The following is an 18661-nucleotide window of genomic DNA, read 5'->3' on the forward strand; positions in this document are numbered from 1 at the left end:
CCCCGCCACCCCCCCCGCCCGGGGGGGGGGGGGGGCCCCCCGGGGCTTGCCGGTCAGCGCCCCTGTGGGGCCGTGGGGGCCCCACACGGCGCCCTCCCCGCACCACTGGTCCACACCACCGGGACCGGTACCGTGCGGCACGTGACCGAGCACCGCAAGCTGCCGAAGGGGCCGCACAATCTCAGCCGTGACGAGGTCGCCGGAACCCAGCGGGCGCGGCTGATCGACGCGGTGCTCGAGAACACCGGTGAACGCGGCTACGTCGCCACGACCGTCGGCCACATCACCGCCACCGCGCGCGTGTCACGGACCTCGTTCTACGAACAGTTCGCCGGCAAGCAGGACGCGTTCCTCGCCGCCTATCGCGAGCTCACCGGCGAGTTCATCACCCAAGGTGTCGCCGCGGGCGCACAGGCCGCGACTCCGCTGGAAGCCGTCACCGCCTGCTGCGACTTCCTCGTCGACTACGTGCACCGGCGGCCCACCGCCGTCCGCGCCGTCCTGCTGGAGATCTACGCGCTCGGCGACGCGGGACTCGAAGTACGGGAGAACACCTTGCGCGCCGGGGAAGCCGTCTTCGACCGGACGGCGAAATGGCTGCGCGCCACCGATCCCACGCTGCCGGCGCCGCCGCCGTTCACCGCGCGGACGGTGGTCGCCGCCACCATCGAACTGATCACGCAGGCCATCTGGATCGGCACCGAAGAGGCTTACGGCCAGGCACGCGAAGCCGTCCGTTACACCTGGCTGCTCGGGCTGTTCGGGCACCGGAGCGTCGACGCCTAGGGCGTGTCCGGCGACCCATCGGGACGGGCGAAGCGACGGTGGCCGGGAACGGCCGTCACGTACGATCGCGATGAAGGCGAAGCGCCAGGCCGAGATCCCGGCATCGGCGTGAGGGAGGGGCCACGATGTTCGGTTCGAAGAAGAAGATCGACGATCTGATGGCGCAGCTCAGGCCCGACCTGAGCCGGGAATCGCTCGGCGTCGGGCCCGCCTTTCCTGGCGTCGCCCCGAACCCGCTCCTGAGCCGTGACGCGTGGAAGCGCAATGCGGAACTGCGGACGGGGGCGCTCGCGCTCGGCGTTCTCGTCGACTGGCGGGAGGTCAGCGGCGACGGCAGTCCACGCGTGGTCCTGATGCTCGACGTGGAGACCGCCGGCGGCATCTCGTTCCGCGGTATCGCGGACGAAGACCTCACGATCACCGAACTCACCCGGCTCGCCCCGGGACAGACGTTGCCCGTGCGCTTCCGGCCGGCCGTCATGGACCACTACGTCGCCCTTGCCAGGGACGCGGACCCCGCCCACGTGCGGCGGCTCTCCGAGGAGATCGCGAGCCGCAAGCGGACCTGACCCGAAGCCCGTGGCCGGATCCCCGGGTCGTGTCCGGCCACGGCTTAGCGGGCGAGGCGCCGCCGTTCGAACTCGACGATCAGCTTCGGGTACCGGCGCGGGAGCAGCCGGACGAGCCGGTCGACCAGTTTCGCGTCGTTTCCGACGAGTACGCGTGGTTTCCCGGCCTCGACCCCGTCGACGATGATGCGGGCGGCCTGGTCGGCCGGCATCTTCAGCAGCTTTTCGTTGTACAGACGGACGCGTTCGCGCTGTTCGGCGGTGGGTTCGATGCCGCGGGCCTGCGCTTCCTTCAACGCCGCCGAGGCGATGCCGGTCTTGACCCCGCCCGGGTGGACGACGGTCACCCGCACCGGATGCCTGCCCGCGATCATCTCGGTGCGCAGTGCCTCGGTGAAACCGCGGACGCCGAACTTGCTGGCGCAGTAGGCACTCAGCGTCGGCTGGGCCATGAAACCGTTGAGGCTGGAGACGTTGACGACCTGGCCGTCACCGGAGTCGATCAGATGCGGCAGGAATGCCTTGGTGCCGTTGATGACGCCGAAGAGGTTGACCGCGAGCGTGCGGTCGTACAGCTCCCACTCGGCGTCGAGAACGGTCTGCCCGCCGCCGGCGATCCCCGCGTTGTTGTAGATCTGGTGCACCACACCGAACTGCCCGGCGACGGTGGCCGCGTACTCCTGGACGGCCGCCCGGTCACTGACGTCCAGCGCGGCGCCCTGCACCTCCGTGCCAAGGGCCTTGACCTCGGCGACGGTCTCGGCCAGCCCGGTCTCGTCCACATCGGACAGTGCGAGCCTGGCACCGCGCCGCGCGAGTTCGAGGGCCAGCTGGCGGCCGATGCCGGAACCGGCACCGGTGACGACGGCGACCTTGCCGCGAACGCTGCTCATCGGGTTTCTCCTGCCGGGTCGAGGGCCAGTTCGGCGGTGAGCTCGACGAGCCGCTCGACGAGGTCCGGGGCGATGTGGTGGCCCATTCGGGGGATTTCGACGTAGCGGGCACCGTCGATGGCCTTGGCCGTCGCCCGTCCGCCGCTGTGGTGGACCATGCGGTCGGTGTCCCCGTGGACCACGACCGTCGGGCAGGTGATGCGGGCGAGTTCGGCGGTGCGGTCGCCACTGGCCTGGATCGCGCCGATCTGGCGGGCGATGCCGCTGCGGGCGCGCCGTCCCCCGGCCCGTTCCCACAAGCCCTCGGCCCAAGCCGTTTCGACGTCCTTGTCCAGCGGGAACGCCGCCGAACCGAGATGGCCCATCATCGCCAGATGCCCGGTCACCGACTCCTCGACCGTCCGCGCGGGCCGCCTCGCCATCCGCAGCAACGTCGACCGCGCCGGCTGCCCGACGCGGCGGTGCCCGGTGGTGGAGAAGATCGACGTCAGCGACCGGACCCGGCCGGGATTCCGGGCGGCGACGGTCTGGGCGATCATGCCGCCCATCGACATGCCGGCCAGATGCGCCTGCTCGACGCCAAGGTGGTCCAGCAGGCCGACGGTGTCCGCCGCCATGTCCCCCAGGTCGTACGCGCCGGGCAACGGCCGGGCCAGCAGTTGCCGGAGCTTGCCGGGATTCGGCGCCTTGATGCGATCCGAGCAGCCCGCGTCGCGGTTGTCGAACCGGATGACGCGGAACCCGCGGCGAGTGAAACCATCGATCATTTCCCGCGGCCACGACGTGAGATCGAGACCGAGACCGGCGATCAGCACCAGCGGCACACCGTCGGCTGGGCCGTCTTCGCGGTAACAGATCTTCGGGCCACCCGGCAGGTCGGCGAAGCTGTCGGTCACGAGCTCACCGCTTCCCGGACATGGGCGTGGGAGAAGTGCAGCTCGGGATCGGTGATGTCGTCCGCGCGCAGCAGCTTGATGTCCGAGTGGTAGCTCATCGAGGTCAGCCACGGCATGCGGTCGCCTTGGCGCGGGAGCTGGTCGAGCGCACGCTGGACGTATCCGGCGGCGAAGTCCAGGAAAGGCTTCTTCGGCATGTCCGGGTCGGCGACGACAGGACGGCAGACGTCATAGCCGTGGGCGTCCATATGCGCCAGCAGACGGCAGAAGTGCTCGCACAACAGGCCGATCTTGAGCGTCCACGACGAGTTCGTGTAGCCGATCGCGAACGCGGCGTTCGGCACGTCCGAAAGCATCATTCCCTTGTACGCGACGGTTTCCGGCAGGATCACCGGTTCGCCGTCGACGCTGAGCTTCGCCCCGCCGAACACCTGGAGGTTCAGGCCGGTGGCGGTGACGATGATGTCCGCTTCCAGCTCACGCCCGGATTCGAGCAGGATCCCCTTTTCGGTGAAGGTCGCGATCTTGTCGGTGACGACGTCGGCCTGCCCCTTGCGGATGGCGGCGAACAGGTCGCCGCCGGGGACGGCGCACAGCCGCTGGTCCCACGGGTCGTACGGCGGGTTGAAGTGCTCGTCGACCGGATAGTCCTTGGGAAGCTGCTTCTTGTTGACGTACCGGATGAGCCCGCGGGCGGTCTTCGGGAACTTCTGGCAGAACTGCCAGACCGCGAGTCCCTTGCGGATGTTCTTGCGGCGGGTGAGCGCGTACGCCCGCTCGTCGCCGAGGATCTTGCGCAGGCCGTTGGCGATCTTGTCCTCGCGCGGCACCGGCATGACGTAGGTCGGGGTGCGCTGCAGCATCGTCACGTGCGCCGCGGTCCCCGCCATCGCCGGGATCAGGGTGACCGCGGTGGCGCCGCTGCCGATCACGACGACGCGTTTGCCCGCGTAGTCGAGGTCCTCCGGCCAGTGCTGGGGGTGCACGATCGTGCCGGCGAACCGGTCCCGGCCTTCGAAACGAGGGGTGAAGCCCTCGTCGTAGCGGTAGTAGCCGCCCGCGTTGAACATCCAGCCCGCGCTGAGCCGGGTGCGCTCGCCGGTGTCGGTGCGCTCGATCTCGAGCAGCCAGCGGGCCTCGTCGCTCGACCAGGCCGCCGAGAGCAGCTTGTGGTGGTAGCGGATGCTGGGTTCGAGGCCGTTCTCGGAGACCGTCTCACGCAGGTACGACAGGATCCGGGGCGCGTCGGCGATGGACTGCTTGTCCCGCCACGGCTTGAACTCGTAGCCGAAGGTGTGCAGGTCGGAGTCCGACCGGATGCCGGGGTAGCGGAACAGGTCCCAGGTGCCGCCGGACGTGCCGCGGGCCTCCAGGATGGCGAACGTCTTGCCCGGGTTCTCGGTCTTCAGGTAGCGCGCGGCCCCGATCCCGGAAATCCCGGCACCGATGATGACCACGTCGAGGTGCTCGACGGGTGTGCTCGTCGTCATGCGGTACTCCAGCCTCGTCTCGGTTGTCTCCACGATGCGGGTCCACCGTGGAATTGCGCTAGCACTATCTGCACCAGCATGATGTATGGATGGTGCAAAGTGCCGCATCGCCGTGGCCGACCCTGTCCCCCGAGGCACGCGATCTCTTCCGGCGTGGCGCGGAGATCGTGCTGCATCCGCGCGCCGAGTGGATCGAGGAACTGCACGAGGCATCGCTCGGCGGGAGCAGTATGCGCGCGGTCGCCGAGGACCCCGTCCTCACCGAGGGCACCAAACGCGCGAATCTGGCGAATCTGCTGCACTGGGCGGCCGCGAACGTGCAGCGCCCCGGGATGCGGGTGTCCGCCAACCTCAACCAGGAAGTGCTCGACGGCGCCCGCGACATGGTGCGCCGCGGCTTCGACTCCGGCGGCCTCGACGCCTACCGGCGCGCGCAGGGGGTGGCCTGGCGCCGGTGGATCGAGATCTGCTTCGACCTCACATCCGACCCGGTGCTGCTCCGCGAACTGCTGGACGTCTCTTCGCTGTCGATCACCACGTTCATCGAGGACACCGTCGCCGCGGTGTCCGACCGGATGGCCGCCGAACGCTCGGAACTGACCCGCGGCGCCCACGCCGAACGGCGGGCCACGGTCACCCTGCTGCTGGAAGGCGCGCCCATCAGCCGCTCGCGGGCCGAAGCCCAGCTCGGTTATCCGCTCGCCGGCCCGCATACGGCCGCGATCGTCTGGAACGGCTCGGCAACGCCGTCGTCCCAGCAGCTCGAAAGCGCCGCGGAAACGCTCATGCGGGCCAGCGGCGCTTCACACCGGCTGACCGTCGTCGCCAGCGCCGCCGCCCTGTGGGTATGGCTGCCCGGCCGGACCCCGCCGCGCGCAGACCGGCTCGCCGAAGACCTCGCGCCGCATCCCGACGTCCGGGTGGCGCTGGGGCGGCCCGGCAGCGGGATCGACGGCTTCCGCCGCAGCCATCTGGACGCCGCCGCCACCCAGCGGATGCTCGCCAGGCTCACCTCACCGCAGCAGATCGCGCGGTACCAGGACATCCAGCTGCTCGCCCTGCTCACCGGCGACCCGGCGCAGGCAAGCGAATTCATCGCCGACACCCTCGGCGAACTCCGGCACGCCGACGCCGAAACCCGGGAAACCGTCCGGACCTACGTGCACGAACTGGGCAACACGACCCGGACCGCGGAACGGCTCTACACCCATCGCAACACCGTCGTCCGACGACTGGCGCGGGCCGACGAACTGCTCCCCCGTCCGTTGGCGGAGAACGCGGTGAACGTGGCGGTGGCGCTGGAAACGTTGCGATGGCTGGGAAGCGGCACTTGAGCCAAGTTCATACTTTCCGGTGAACGTGATCGATCTTTGTATCCACACGTCAACCAACCACGACCTCAAGTGCGTGGTTAACCGACTACTCGTAACTCTCGCCTTCGCCGCGTTCGCATTTCTCTCCGCCTGTGCAAGTCCTGGCCAAGCCCAGGACCCACCACGGTCAGAGACACAACCGCGTCCATCGAAGCTCCCCAACACGCAGGAAAACCCGCCTGCGCCGTCCCAAGCTCCAACTGGGACACCGGCAGCCCCTGCGGCTCCTGATCCCGTTGAACGACAAGGTGAATCACACGCATTTCCCAGCAGTAAGCCCCCCGGCACGCCGGCCAGGAGGGATCGGTTCGTTCCTGTCCCGGTCGAGAGTGACGAGCCAGTGCCGACGACCTCTCCCCCGCCCACATCAAGTCGCACGGGCACACCGAATGGCAGGGGATGCGGATACTCCATCAAAGAGAGCTGGTGGTGCGCCTAATGACAACGACGCACTCCCCCGCCCCCGGCAACCTGGACAATGGTTCACCGAAACCGGAACCACATGAGAATCATCACGCACCCACCAGTAGAGCATGGATAATCGTCGCGGCCATCGTCTCCCAGACGACGATCCTGGTCGCACTCCTCTACCGGATCGGATGGATTCGCGCCAACGCGACAGCAGAATATTTCGGCATCGATATAACACTGGCGGGATTTACCCCCAGTGACTATCTACTACGAAGCCTGAACTCGATTATTCACCCTTTGCTGGTTCTATCCCTCTGCACAGTGGCTTTTTTCGCACTCATCGACCGCCTCGCCCGTGCCCTGAGCAGCGTTTCGCACGATCAACGCCAGCGGCTGACCAAGCGCATACTCCGGACTGCTCGACCAGTTGGCGGCACCCTACTCCTCATCGGCGTCGCCGGGATACTGACAAACAGCGCTCCCCACTGGCCGACAGCCACACTGCCACCGCTGTCACTTTTCTTCGGTGCGGCCATCTTGGGATACACCACACACCTGGCTCGAACTTCGATCCACCAGAAGTCCATACAACACGTTCGCACACTCGCATTGATCGCTCTCTGCGGCCTCGGCCTCATGCTCACCGTGGAGAAATATGCGGAAAATGTCGGACGAAATGTCGCCATCTACGATGCGCAGGACCTGTTGAGTCGACCGGAAATCCGATTGCATAGCAAAACTGATATCGACATCGTTGGCACGGGCGTAAGCCTCAGCCATAATCCTGCACCAGAACAAAAATTCCACTATCGTTACGATGGGCTGCGTCTTCTCGTCCACAGCAACAACCACCTGTTTCTCGTTTCCAAACAATGGGAACGCGGGAAGTCAAGGGTGTTCATCGTGAAGAACGATGACACCGTACGAATCGATCCAACCGCGTCGTCCGGCGGCACCTGACAACGACGGGGTGCAAGAACTCCTCACCTCGGAACAACCTACTGAGAGGCAAGGCAAAGGTGGCGTGGCGTGGGGCCCGTGTTGCTTCTGCGTCCGCGTCCTCCTGGTAGTGAGGGCCTCCTTGCCTACTCTGACGGTAGAGAAGGAGACTTTCGCTACGGTCAGATGTGATCCTGGTGACGGTGGGGCGGCTGTGACTTCCGCGGCCGGTCGTGAAGGCGTGACTCGCGTGCTTGGGGACGTGACTCAAGTGCCTGGATGCCGCACTCGGGCGTGTGCGGAGTCTGAACACGAGAGTTCCGCCCCCAAGCACGCGAGTTCCGTCTCTGAGCACGCGAGTGCGGTGTCGCGTCACCCAGCCAGCCGTCTCGCCTGAGACACGACACGTTTGACGGGCCGCATGATAAAGCCAGTCATCGTCGACTCCTGGCAACGCCAGGTACAACTCGAACCGGTTGTCGAGCAAGCCGCGGGCCGCGTCGTAGAACAGCAACGCGTCCGCGGCTTCCGACGCGGCCTGATGAACACCGCCGAGCACCTCGTCAGGGGAAGCCGGGTTTGAACGGAAGGTCCAGGTTACGGAGCATGGCACGCTGTTCGGCGGTCGGCTCGCCGTCGACCGTGATGGTGAACGGGGGAATTTCTCTGCGGCAGCGCAGGAAGTTACCCCAAGCGATCCCCAGGTTCGCCAGCCCGGTCAGGGAGCCGGTCGACACGCGGATGACCTCGAAAGCACCCGCGTCGCCGGCCACCGCGGTGCTGATCGTCGCGGATCGCGCGACGTCGGCATCGTCACGGAGCCAGTTGTAGAACTCTTTTAGCGCTTGTTCGTCGCCGGCGGCGTTGATCGTCAGCTCCACGGGACCTCCCTCGAAACGCGATATCCCTACCAGTCGCGGCTTTGGCCCGGGGCGTAACAGGAATCCTGTCCTGAGATCTGACCGGTGGTTCCCGTTGACCGGCCGGTGACGAAGCCCGGATCCGGTGCACGGCCGATCCCGAGGGCGGACAACGATGCCATCGCTGTTCCCTTTCGTCCTTTGCCTGATTCTGACGGCGATTCCCGTACCGGCGGGAAAACCGGTGACCGCCGCGCCGGTGGTCTGTGTACTGCCGTACGACACAGTGGACCTTTGACAGGCGCGGCACCCGGTTCCCGACCGGCTGCACGTGTCCGATGCGGACGATATGGCCCTGTGCTGGCCAGGAACGGTGTTCTCACCGAATCCTGCGACGTCGGCCAGAATTCCGGTGACGGTAACCAACCAGGTCATGGACAGCTTCACGCGGTTCCTCGCCAGCCTGGCCGCACTCAGCGGCAGGCCGACTCGCTGGGCCGGCGGGACACCGGACCAGACCGACTGGCGGACCCAGGCGAGCGGTCTCGGCGCGCTGGCGTGAGTGTCTCCCTCCTTGCGTCGGCCTCTAGATTGAACGCATGGTTTCCCCCGCCGAGAAGGCCACCCGGCTGCAGGACTTGCACGCCGCCCCCGAACTGCTGCTCGTCGTCAACGTCTGGGACGCGATCACCGCGAAGGTCGTCGCCGGAACACCCGGCACGCAGGCGCTCGCCACCCCCAGCCACGGCATCGCCGCCGCCCGCGGCTACCCCGACGGCGAGGTGATCCCCCGCGACGAGATGATCGCCGAGGTCGCCCTGATCGTCCGCTCGGCGGGCGATCTGCCGGTCACCGCCGACCTGGAAGCGGGTTACGGCGATCCGGGCGGCACGGTCGCCCGCGCGATCGAGGTCGGCGCCGTCGGCTGCAACCTCGAAGACCAGATGAAACCGCTGGACGAGTCCGTCAAGGCCGTCGAGGCCGCGGTCGCCGCCGCCCAGTCCGCCGGTATCGACTTCGTGCTCAACGCCCGCACCGACGCCTTCCTCCGGGCGGGCGACCGTGACCCCGAAGAGGTGCTGGCCGAGGCGATCACCCGGGGCCGCGCGTACCTGGACGCCGGCGCGTCGAACGTCTTCGTGCCCGGCAAACTCGACGAGGCCCAGGTCGCCAAGCTGGTCGAGGCGCTGGGCGAGCGCAAGGTGAACCTGATCGGCGTCCCGGGCTCGATCCCGCTGGCCACCGCGCAGAAACTCGGCGTCTCCCGGGTGTCCTACGGGCCGTTCGCCCAGAACGTCGCGCTCACCGCGCTGGCGAAGCTCACCGAGGACGTCTACGCCGGCGGCGGCCTGCCCGCCGACATGCGCAAGCTGAACTGAGTCCCTGCCGAGTGGCGGTCACGCGTGTCTGGATGGACGACACGCGTGATCGGGCGGCGAACACGCGTGATCGGGCGGACGTCCGCACGCCGCTGTAGGGTTTTCGCATGGTGCGCGGAGTCGGCCGGACCGAAGAATTCCTGCTGGCCGGCGTGGTGCTCGCGGTGCTCGTGGTGACCGGGATCCAGGCCAGGTCCCCCGGCACCTGGCTGCTGGAAGTCGTCTGGGTGCTGATCGGGCTGCCGCTGGTGGTGGCGCTGCGCAAACGCTTTCCCTTGACCCGCTTGCTGTGCTGGCTGCTGGTGCTGCACGCGATCGTGCTGTGTTACGGCGGCCAGTACACCTACGCGGAAACCCCCGCCGGGGAATGGGTGCAGGGGCTGATGGGCACCCAGCGGAACAACTACGACCGGTTCGCCCACGTCGTCCAGGGTTTCGTCCCGGCGATCGCCGTACGCGAAGTGCTGCTGCGCCGGACCCCGCTGCGGCCCGGTGCCTGGGTCGCGTTCCTGACCGTCTGCGTCTGCGTGACGATCGCCGCCGGTTTCGAGTTCGTGGAGTGGTTCAGCGCGCTCGTCGCCGGGTCCGGCGCGGACGATTTCCTCGGCACCCAGGGAGACGTCTGGGACACGCAGTGGGACATGTTCCTCTGCTTGTGCGGCGCGGTGCTCTCCCTGCTGATCTGGCGCAGGCTGCACGATCGGCAACTCGCGGGTGATCGCGCGGGTTAGAGTGACTCGCGTGAGGAGGGGGAAACGCATGACACCGCGCGTCGGTGAAGACTTCGGGGGTTTCCGGATCGACGGGGTCCTCGGCCGCGGCGGGATGGGCGTGGTCTATCGCGCGTGGCAGCACCGTATGCGGCGGCCGGTGGCGCTGAAGGTCCTGCCGCCCCACTACGCCGAAGACCCGGTGTACCGCGAGCGTTTCGGCCGCGAGGCGGCGGCGCTGGCCAGGCTCGATTCGCCGCATGTCGTCGCGGTGTACGACCACGGCGAAGTGGACGGCTGCCTGTACCTGGCGATGCAGCTGGTCGACGGGCCCGATCTGGCCAAGGTCCTCGAAGCCGGGCCGATGGACCCGGACCGGGCGCTGGCGGTGGTGGACCAGGTGGTCTCCGCGCTCGGCGACGCGCACGCCATCGGCGTCGTGCACCGGGACGTCAAGGCCGCCAACGTCCTGCTGCGGCCCCGTGCCGCGCACCACGACGAGGATTTCGCCTACCTGTGCGACTTCGGCATCGCGCGGTCGGCGGAGATCGACCGCGGCGCGGAGACCAGCGGCGTGATCGGCACCGTCGGCTACATGGCGCCCGAACGTCTTCGCGGCGAACCCGCCACCGCCGCTTCGGACGTCTACGCGGTGGGCTGTCTGCTGTGGGTGACCCTGACCGGTGAGCTGCCTTACAACGGCAGCCAGCCCGAGGTGATCGTGGCGCACGACAGGGCACCGATCCCCCAGCTCGTGGTCGGCGACCCGCGCACCTCGGCGGTCAACGGTCTGCTGAAGTCGTTGCTGGCCAAGGATTCCCGTGACCGTCCGACGGTGCGTGAAGTACGTGACCGCATCCGTGCCATCCGCGCCGACGCCCCGCCCGCCGGTGTCGTCGTCGAGCGGCCTCGCCGCCGCCGGACCGGTTTGGTGGCGGGCCTGGTGGGCGGTGCCGCACTGGTGATCGCGATCGTGCTCGCGGTGGTCTTCCTGATGCCGCCGGGGGTGCCCGCCGCCGACCGGATCGGCCGCAGCACGCCGGCCGGGCTCACCTGCTCGCCGGTGACGGCGGCCGACGAGGGCGTCCGCGCGCAGGTCGTCTGCCAGACCGGCGGCGAGACCGGCGAGCTCCGGATCGCCGCCCTCGACGACGCCGGCGCGGCCACCGCCTACCTGCGCACCGGCGCCGGAACGGACCCCGCCGGCCTCACCGCCGGCAAATGCCCCGGTGACCTGCCCGCCAAGCAGTCCTGGTCGCGCGACGGGCACAAGGGGACGCTGGTGTGCACGGTGCTCGGCACGACCACGCGCTACGCCTGGACCGACGACGAGCACGCGACCGTGTCGGTGCTCGACGGCCGGGTCGGCACGCCTTATCCCGCCGACCTGCGCGCCGTCGAGGACTTCTTCGCGGCGATCCGGTTCGGCTGAATCACCGCGAGCCGCGCTGCCAGCGTTCCATCAGCGCCTCCGGCGACGAACCCGGTGCGCCGAAGAACCAGCCGTAGATCAGTTTCGCGTCGTCGTCGAAGTAGATGGCCGGGCTGCGGTCGTCCGCCGTGACGAACCGGATGAACTGGCCGACGACCGGGCCGCCGAGGCGGTTCCAGGTTCGCACCTCGACACTTCCCGGCACCACACCGCCGTTCGCCGAGTTCTCCGTGCGCAGCTTGATCAGCGCGTCGTGGTCGGACGCCGAACTGAACACCAGCATCGCCCCGTCGGCCAGCGGGCATTTGACCGTCTCGGCCGTGCCGGTCGTGGCGGGGACCGCTTGGCACTTCGCGGACTGCTCGTTGAGCACGTGTGCCTGCGCGAAATCCCACAGCGCGCCGGAAGAGAACGCGGCCCCCGGCACCGCGGGGCGTTTGAGCACCCCGAATTGACGCGCGTCGTAGAACTCCACCAGTGCGGGGAGCCCGGTCTTCTGTGCCGTCAGCGTCGCGCTGACCGGACGGGGACTGTCGACGTCCCAGTAGACCGTCGATTCCCCGGACGGGAGTTCTCGCATCGCGAACGCCGCGCCCTCACCGAGGTTGCCCGCCGAACGCACCGCTCCGGCGGCGCTCGCGAGCGCCCTGGACTCGGTGAGCCTGCCCGGCACGTCGTAGGTGACCAGGGTGAGGGCGTACAGCCCGGCGTCGCAGCCGACCCGTTCCGTCTCGCCGGGTTTCGCGGGCTGCTGAGCGCAGCGGACCGCGCCGTCGAGCAAACGGGCGCCGAGTGCCCGGTAGCGGCCTGCGACCTGGTCGAGCGCGTAGCGGTCCGGTGGTGGCGCGGCGGGTTTTTCCTTGCCCTGCACGAAGACCACCACGCCGGTCGCGATCGCGGCCACCAGCAGCACCGCCCCGCCGAGTAGCCACCTCTTGCGTGCGCGGGAAGGAAGCAGCCGTGTCGTGCGGCCCGGACGGCCGTCCCAGCTGAGCCGGTTCTCGGCGCGAGTGGGGTTCAGCGGGGGCCCGGTCGGTTCGGGATCGCGCGGCTGGGCCGCTTCCAGCGTTCCCGCATCGCGCAGCGCGGCCACGAGCGAGTCGATTTCGGCCGCGCTGAACGCGTTTCCGGACTGCTCCAGCGCGGACCGGAGCGCCACCGGATCGGTCAGCGCGTGGCGGCCGAAGCGGCGGACGACTTCGGCGAGCCGGGGATCCTGGTCGTCCATCACGCGTCCGGATCCGCCCAGAACTTGCGGAGCACCTGCTGATCGTCGGTGCTCGCCTGCATGTACACGGCGACGCCGGTGGAGTCCTCGTCGAAGTAGAGCCGGGCGTAGCCGTTTTCCGGCTCCAGGAAACGGATCCGGGTGCCGTCGCCGGTACGCGGCGTGCCCACCGGGATGCCCGCGCGGATACCCGGCCGTCCCGGTACGTGCTCCCAGCGCAGCGTCCGGATCGACCCCGGCCGCGCGCCGTCGTTGTCGGTCTGCAGCACCGTGCGCAACGCGGTGAGCTGCTTGGGGAAGAACAGCACGCGGAAGCTGGCGATGATGCCGGAACCCAGCTCGCAGTTGACGGTTTCCCGCACGCTCACGATGGATTTCGCCGCCTCGCAGCGGACGTCGGGGTGATCGAGGTACGGCTTCGCCGCGGCGAGCAGATCCGGATCCTTGAAGACCGCGGCCGCTTCCTCGGGGACCGGCGCCGGGGAGGATCCGCCCTGGGGCGCCGAACCCAACGGCGCCGAAGTGGGCACGGAGGACGACGGGGCGACCGGCGGCGCGGCCTCCGGCTCGTCGTCGCGGCCTAGGGCGAGAACCACGCCGGTCGCGGCGACGGCCGCCACCAGGACCACCGCCCCGGCGATCACGGCGATCCGGTTACCGCGCTTCGGCTCTTCGCCGGTCAGCACCGTGGTCAACGCGGTGGTCGGTTCGTCCGCCGCGGTGTCCCTCGGGAGAAAGCCGAGTGCCGCGCCGAGGTGCCCGCACGCCCATTCCGCACCCGCGTCACCACCGCAAGCTTCTGTCGCCGACCGATGGGCTTCGGCGGGCGTGCCCCCGTCTTCGAGTACGGCGCGCATCCGCTGGGCCGCCCCCGCCCCCGCCGCCGCGGCGAGCGCGTTGATCTCGGCTTCGGGAGGCGGGTCGGGAAGGCTGCGCAGCGCGCCGGTGAGGACGATCGGGTCGGACAGCGCATCGCGTCCGTGCCGGTCCACCACGTCTTCGAGTGCGGTCAATGTGGTCATGGCGGTCACTTAAGCCCATCTCGCTTCAAGGTCGCTTCAAGCTGCCGGAGGAACCTGAGATGATCGGCCCCGTGACGGTGGAGGTGCGGTTGCTGGGGCCGGTGGAGCTGGTGGTCGACGGCGTACCCGCCACACCTGGTGGTCCGCGGCCGCGGGCGGTGCTCGCCGTGCTTGCCGCTTCCGGAGAGGCGCCGGTGAACGCGGCCAGGCTGGCGGAGGCGATCTACTCCGACACCGGCAAGCCCGCGTCCCGCGCCACCGTACAGGTCCACGTGCACAATCTGCGGCAGAACCTGGGGGCGCACGGGGGATCCCTGCTCCACGGGCCGGCGGGTTACCGGCTTCTCGGCGTCCGCGCCGACATCCGTGAGGCGGAGGACGCGATCGGCCGGGCGAGGGCCGCCGAACGGGCACGCGACACCGGCGGCGCCGCGGCGGGATACCGGCGGGCACTCGAAGTGTGGCGGGGCCCGTTCTGCGCCGACCTGCCGGATCACACCGCCTTCGACCCCGCCCGCGCCCTCTACGCGGAGATGCGCTGGGAGGCGTTGGAGGCGCGGATCGCCGCGGATCTGCGCGCGGGTGACGTCGCCGGTCTGGTACGCGAACTCGAGGACCTGGTCTCCGAACATCCGCTGCGGGAGCGGTTCTGGGGTCAGCTGATGGTCGCGCTCTACCAGGAGGGACGTCAGGCCGAGGCCCTGGACCGGTTCCGGCAGGCGCGGCGGATCCTGGCCGAGGAGGCGGGCGTCGATCCGGGGCCGGCGTTGCGGGAACTGGAACGCGCGGTGCTCGCCCACGCCGGGACGGCGACCCTGCTGCGGGTGGCCGCCCCGGGTCCGGCCGGGGCCGGGCGACCGGCGCTGACCTGGGTCGACGGTTCGGGCCGGGCCCGTCTGCGGGAACTGCCCGTGCTGGGGCGGCTGGCCATCGGCCGGGACGCGAGTGCCGACGTCGCCCTCCGCCATGACGGCGCCGTTTCCCGCGACCACGCCGAAATCACCGTCGGCGAGAGTGGCGCCGTCCTGGTGGATCTCGGTTCGCGCAACGGGACGTTCCACAACGGCGAGCGTGTCGCGGGGCCGGTCCCGCTCGCTCCCGGCGACGTCGTGCGCTGCGGCGACACGGTACTGGCGGTGACGAGTGGCGGCGCGGCGGTCAGCCCGGTGGACGGGACCACCCGCTAGCAGGTCCCCGGCCGTCGGGGGCCGAAGGAGACTTTCCCCTCACACCATGCGGGGAAAGCGCCCTTCATCGCATGAGACGCGGGGAAAGTCCCTTTCAGCCCCGACGTCCAGCCGCTCTTCACTTCGCCGAAACTTGATCGTCCAGACGGGTTAACGCACCGGTTCGGGCGTTCTGGATCACGCCGGGCCATCCTTGGACGGGCCGCGTCCGCGTGGATAATTCCGGCATGACGAACGCGGCCTTGAGCGACGGTTCAACCACCTTCAAGGCACTTCTGCACCACTACCGCGTTCGCGCCGGCCTCACCCAGGAAGAACTCGCGGAAGGCTCGGGCGTCAGCGTCCGTGCGATCAGCGACATGGAGCGCGGCGTCGCCAAAAGCCCCCAACGTCGCACGATAGAGGCACTTGCCGCACCGTTGGCCCTGACCGACGACGAGCTGACGCAGCTGCAGAAGGTCGCGAAACGGGGCCGGTCCCGCGCGGCGGTGACGACTCCCGCCGCCGCACCTGCTCAGCTCTACGGTCCCCCTTCGGTCGGTGTGCTGCCGCCCGACCTCGACGACCTGACCGGGCGCGAACCCGATCTCGGCGCGCTGCGCGCTCTCGCCGTCGAACTGGACGGCGACCGCCGGCGCTCCGGGCACGTGGCGGTGCTGAGCGGGCCGCCCGGCACCGGCAAGACGAGCCTCGCGGTGAGAACGGCCAACGAGCTCGCCGGGCATTTCCCCGACGGCCAGCTCTTCCTGAAGCTGCGCGGGATGTCGTCCGAGCCGAGCGAACCGGCGGACGTGCTGCACCTCGCGCTGCGGTCGCTGGGTGTCGACGCGGTCCGGATCCCGGCCGAACTCGACCACCGGATGAGCTTGTGCCGGGCGTTGCTGAAGGACCGTGCCACCCTGATCGTCCTCGACGACGCCGCCGACGAGGCGCAGGTCCGTCCGCTGCTGGTCGGCGGGCGGCGTTGCCTGACGCTGATCACCAGCCGTCAGATGCTGGTCGGCCTCGAAGGGACCAGCAGGTTCCCGCTCTCCGTGCTGGGGCAGTCCGACGCCGTCGCACTCCTGACCAGCATCGTCGGGCAGGCGAGGGTGACGCGCGAGAGCGCGGCGGCGATCGAACTGGTCGAGCTGTGCGGACGCCTGCCGCTCGCGCTCCGCATCGCGGGCAACCGGCTGGCGAGCCGTCCGGTGTGGCCGCTTTCGCGGCTCGTCGACCAGCTCAGGGACGAGGGCAGGCGACTGACGACGCTCACCGCGGGCGATCTCGACGTCCGAAGCGTGTTCGAACTGTCCTACCGCCAGCTCACCCCGACCGCGGCCAAGGTCTTCCGCCGGGTGTCGCTCGTCCCTGCCGCCGACTTCTCGGTGGGGGCGGCGAAGGAACTCGTCGACTCGCCGGACGAGGACGAGGCGGCGATCTTCCTGGAGGAGCTGGCCGACGCCAGTCTGCTGCAGACGTCGTTCCACGACGGCCGGTACCAGTTCCACGACCTCCTCAGGGTGTTCGCGACGGAACGGCTCACCCGGGAGGAGCCCGCCGAAGCCGTGCAGGAGGCCGAGAACCGGCTCAACCGCTGGCTGGTGCGGACGGCGACGGCCGCGGGCCGGTATTTCCAGCCGTCCGACCAGGTGGCCACGCCCGCGGTGACGACCTCGTCGTTCGATGACCACGCCGGCGCGGGCCGCTGGCTCGAGGTGGAGACGAAGAACTGGTCCGCCGCCTTGAGAAGTGCCGCCGCACACGGCGAACACCGGCAGGTCCTCGAACTGGCCGAGTCCATGCACTGGTACTCGGAGATCGGTGGCACCGCGAGCACCTGGCGAGAGGTGTTCGAGCTCGCTCTCGAGTCGGCCCTCGCGATCGGCAGCAAACGCGACGAAGCGGTGCAGCGCAACTTTCTGGCCTGGGTGCTGTCCACTCTCATGGGTCACTCCGACGACGCCGTCCGGATGGCCCGGCAGGCGTGGGAAGCCGCGGTGGACGCGGGCGATCTGCGGGAACAGGGCTGGGCGCGGATCTATCTGGCCAGCGCGCAACTCCATGGCGGCAGCACGCCTGCCACCCGGGGGCCGTTCGACGAAGCGGTGACGTTGTTCGCCGAGGCCGACTATCCACTCGGCCTCCACGTGGCGCGGGCGATGCGGGCCACCTACCGGCACACGAACGGGGACTTCGACGAGGCCGCCACGGAGTTCGACCTCTGTGTCCGCTACTTCAGGCAGATTCAGATGGGCCCGCACACGCCTGTCGACGACACCAACTATTCGTATCTGTTGTTGCGCTCGGCGAAGAATTTGGCCGCGCTCAACGCTTTCGGCACCGCGCTCGGCCAATGCGAAGAAGCGCTCGAGCTTTTCCGGCGCCACGGCGCGCTCATGGGCCAGGCCCGCGCGCTCCAGGCCGGCGGCAGGCTGTTGCACCGGCAGGGAGAGCTCGCGGCCGCCCACGACAGGCTGACCGAGGCACTGGTGCTGTTCGAGCGCTTCGGCCAGCCACAGTCCCAAGTGGACACTCTCTGCGATCTGACGGCCCTTGCCGGGGAACTGGGTGATCCGGCGGCCGCACGCGACACGCGGGAACGCGCACTGTCCCTCTGCGACAGATTGGATCGTGCCGAAGCCGCCAGACTGCGCGTGCGGCTCGCCGGGCATCCCAACGCGTCGTGACCGGTCAGGCCGACGAACGGGTCAGTTCCTCCCAGGTGATGTTCCCGAGCAGGACGTCCTGGATCGTGTAGCGGGGCGCGGGCTCGAATTCGGCGATGGTGGTCCGCTCCGGCCTGCCCGCGGCGGCGGCGATCCGGACGCCGAGTTCACTCGCGTCCATCCCGCGGATCTCTTCGCGGGACACATAGACGGCCACCATGTCCTCGGCCGTGCTGGCGGGACGACCGGTGAGGCCTTGGATTCGTAGCGACACGTCAACTCCTTGGGTTGAGCGGTTCTGCGACTCTTGTTCCAGTACACGTGATCAGGTCTTCCACCACCATGCGTAACCACCGGCAGAAGGACCGGAAGGTGTTCCGGGCCGTCAGCCCTGACTCCACACCGGACGACGCTCGGGACCCGGCGGCTCGAGCACGAAACCGGCCGCGCGACGGACGGTTTCCGGCGTCACCGGGTTCACCACTCCCCCGCACGCCCGGATCCGGCTCAGCAACCCCGGTTCCGGGGCCAGGCCGTGGTGCTCCAGGTAGTAGGCCACGGTGTCGGTCCAGATCCACTCGCCATCGGTCAGGAAGTTCGACGGCACGACCGCCTTCCGGGCCGGGTCGACGACGTCGTCCATCAGCGCCGGCGTGACCAGGACCGGAGTGCCGCCCGACAGATACGCGACCAGCGCCCGGCGTTCCTCTTCGTCGTCGACACGCGGGTGGCCGGGCGCGAAACCCGGGCCGGTCACGGGATCGACGAGGTCGAACACCCTCGCCAGGGTGAACTCCTCCGTAGTGGTCACCGGCTCCTCCTGCCTTGGGCGCGAACG

The 18661-nt window shown here is 69.2% G+C and carries 18 protein-coding genes; 10 read left to right on the forward strand and 8 right to left on the reverse strand.

Going from position 1 to position 18661, the window contains the following annotated elements:
* Positions 1 to 141: 141 nt before the first annotated feature.
* Together ACIHAO_RS35680 and ACIHAO_RS35685 are read left to right on the forward strand one after the other, a co-directional pair.
* The gene (locus tag ACIHAO_RS35680; protein ID WP_396565458.1) at positions 142 to 786 is read left to right on the forward strand and encodes a TetR/AcrR family transcriptional regulator; all 645 of its coding nucleotides are present in this window, start codon (positions 142 to 144) and stop codon (positions 784 to 786) included.
* 125 nt (positions 787 to 911) lie between these two features.
* Positions 912 to 1355, forward strand: a complete 444-nt coding sequence (locus tag ACIHAO_RS35685) for a hypothetical protein (protein ID WP_396565460.1) — start codon at positions 912 to 914, stop codon at positions 1353 to 1355.
* A gap of 44 nt (positions 1356 to 1399) precedes the next feature.
* On the opposite strand, the gene ACIHAO_RS35690 is transcribed toward ACIHAO_RS35685, so the two are convergent.
* Genes ACIHAO_RS35690 through ACIHAO_RS35700 form a run of 3 tightly spaced genes read right to left on the reverse strand, consistent with a single transcriptional unit; the run spans position 1400 to position 4634 of the window.
* Positions 1400 to 2248, reverse strand: a complete 849-nt coding sequence (locus ACIHAO_RS35690) for an SDR family NAD(P)-dependent oxidoreductase (RefSeq protein ID WP_396565462.1) — start codon at positions 2246 to 2248, stop codon at positions 1400 to 1402.
* Positions 2245 to 3144: an alpha/beta fold hydrolase gene (locus tag ACIHAO_RS35695; protein WP_396565464.1), complete on the reverse strand. Its 900-nt coding sequence runs from the start codon at positions 3142 to 3144 to the stop codon at positions 2245 to 2247. Before ACIHAO_RS35695 ends, ACIHAO_RS35690 begins: the two co-directional genes overlap by 4 nt.
* Positions 3141 to 4634 carry a flavin-containing monooxygenase gene (locus ACIHAO_RS35700; protein ID WP_396565585.1) on the reverse strand — a complete coding sequence of 498 codons (1494 nt, stop codon included), beginning with the start codon at positions 4632 to 4634 and terminating at the stop codon, positions 3141 to 3143. Before ACIHAO_RS35700 ends, ACIHAO_RS35695 begins: the two co-directional genes overlap by 4 nt.
* A gap of 89 nt (positions 4635 to 4723) precedes the next feature.
* Between ACIHAO_RS35700 and ACIHAO_RS35705 the strand changes: the two genes are divergently transcribed.
* Together ACIHAO_RS35705 and ACIHAO_RS35710 are read left to right on the forward strand one after the other, a co-directional pair.
* Entirely contained in the window at positions 4724 to 5968 is a 1245-nt protein-coding gene (locus tag ACIHAO_RS35705; protein ID WP_396565466.1) for a PucR family transcriptional regulator, read from the forward strand.
* Positions 5969 to 6445: 477 nt separating this feature from the next.
* Positions 6446 to 7378 (forward strand): hypothetical protein, encoded by a 933-nt coding sequence (locus tag ACIHAO_RS35710; RefSeq protein ID WP_396565468.1) that lies wholly within the window; start codon positions 6446 to 6448, stop codon positions 7376 to 7378.
* Positions 7379 to 7920: 542 nt separating this feature from the next.
* Here the strand turns inward: ACIHAO_RS35710 and ACIHAO_RS35715 are convergent.
* Positions 7921 to 8238 (reverse strand): hypothetical protein, encoded by a 318-nt coding sequence (locus tag ACIHAO_RS35715; protein WP_396565470.1) that lies wholly within the window; start codon positions 8236 to 8238, stop codon positions 7921 to 7923.
* Between the two features lie 391 nt (positions 8239 to 8629).
* Between ACIHAO_RS35715 and ACIHAO_RS35720 the strand changes: the two genes are divergently transcribed.
* The 4 genes from ACIHAO_RS35720 (at position 8630) to ACIHAO_RS35735 (ending at position 11738) form a co-directional block, all read left to right on the forward strand.
* The gene (locus ACIHAO_RS35720; RefSeq protein WP_396565472.1) at positions 8630 to 8779 is read left to right on the forward strand and encodes a hypothetical protein; all 150 of its coding nucleotides are present in this window, start codon (positions 8630 to 8632) and stop codon (positions 8777 to 8779) included.
* Positions 8780 to 8816: 37 nt separating this feature from the next.
* Positions 8817 to 9596: an isocitrate lyase/phosphoenolpyruvate mutase family protein gene (locus tag ACIHAO_RS35725; protein WP_396565474.1), complete on the forward strand. Its 780-nt coding sequence runs from the start codon at positions 8817 to 8819 to the stop codon at positions 9594 to 9596.
* A gap of 107 nt (positions 9597 to 9703) precedes the next feature.
* A complete protein-coding gene (locus ACIHAO_RS35730) occupies positions 9704 to 10327 on the forward strand; it encodes a DUF2238 domain-containing protein (RefSeq protein WP_396565476.1) in 624 nt (207 codons plus the stop codon).
* A gap of 28 nt (positions 10328 to 10355) precedes the next feature.
* The gene (locus tag ACIHAO_RS35735) at positions 10356 to 11738 is read left to right on the forward strand and encodes a serine/threonine-protein kinase (protein ID WP_396565478.1); all 1383 of its coding nucleotides are present in this window, start codon (positions 10356 to 10358) and stop codon (positions 11736 to 11738) included.
* Between the two features lies 1 nt (position 11739).
* On the opposite strand, the gene ACIHAO_RS35740 is transcribed toward ACIHAO_RS35735, so the two are convergent.
* The gene (locus ACIHAO_RS35740) at positions 11740 to 12966 is read right to left on the reverse strand and encodes a hypothetical protein (protein ID WP_396565480.1); all 1227 of its coding nucleotides are present in this window, start codon (positions 12964 to 12966) and stop codon (positions 11740 to 11742) included.
* Entirely contained in the window at positions 12966 to 13988 is a 1023-nt protein-coding gene (locus ACIHAO_RS35745; protein ID WP_396565482.1) for a hypothetical protein, read from the reverse strand. The genes ACIHAO_RS35740 and ACIHAO_RS35745 overlap by 1 nt, the downstream gene beginning before the upstream one ends.
* 59 nt (positions 13989 to 14047) lie before the next feature.
* Between ACIHAO_RS35745 and ACIHAO_RS35750 the strand changes: the two genes are divergently transcribed.
* Both ACIHAO_RS35750 and ACIHAO_RS35755 read left to right on the forward strand, forming a co-directional pair.
* Positions 14048 to 15175, forward strand: coding sequence for a BTAD domain-containing putative transcriptional regulator (locus tag ACIHAO_RS35750; protein WP_396565484.1), 1128 nt, complete (start codon positions 14048 to 14050; stop codon positions 15173 to 15175).
* A 227-nt stretch (positions 15176 to 15402) separates the two neighbouring features.
* Positions 15403 to 17844 carry an ATP-binding protein gene (locus ACIHAO_RS35755; RefSeq protein ID WP_396565486.1) on the forward strand — a complete coding sequence of 814 codons (2442 nt, stop codon included), beginning with the start codon at positions 15403 to 15405 and terminating at the stop codon, positions 17842 to 17844.
* Positions 17845 to 17848: 4 nt separating this feature from the next.
* Here ACIHAO_RS35755 and ACIHAO_RS35760 read toward each other — a convergent pair whose 3' ends face one another.
* Together ACIHAO_RS35760 and ACIHAO_RS35765 are read right to left on the reverse strand one after the other, a co-directional pair.
* Complete coding sequence (locus tag ACIHAO_RS35760; RefSeq protein WP_396565488.1) at positions 17849 to 18097, reverse strand: hypothetical protein; 249 nt, start codon at positions 18095 to 18097, stop codon at positions 17849 to 17851.
* Between the two features lie 111 nt (positions 18098 to 18208).
* Positions 18209 to 18634: a hypothetical protein gene (locus ACIHAO_RS35765; RefSeq protein WP_396565490.1), complete on the reverse strand. Its 426-nt coding sequence runs from the start codon at positions 18632 to 18634 to the stop codon at positions 18209 to 18211.
* Positions 18635 to 18661 lie beyond the last annotated feature (27 nt).

It is taken from the genome of Amycolatopsis sp. NPDC052450 (genome assembly GCF_044547565.1).
GTDB lineage: Bacteria > Actinomycetota > Actinomycetes > Mycobacteriales > Pseudonocardiaceae > Amycolatopsis.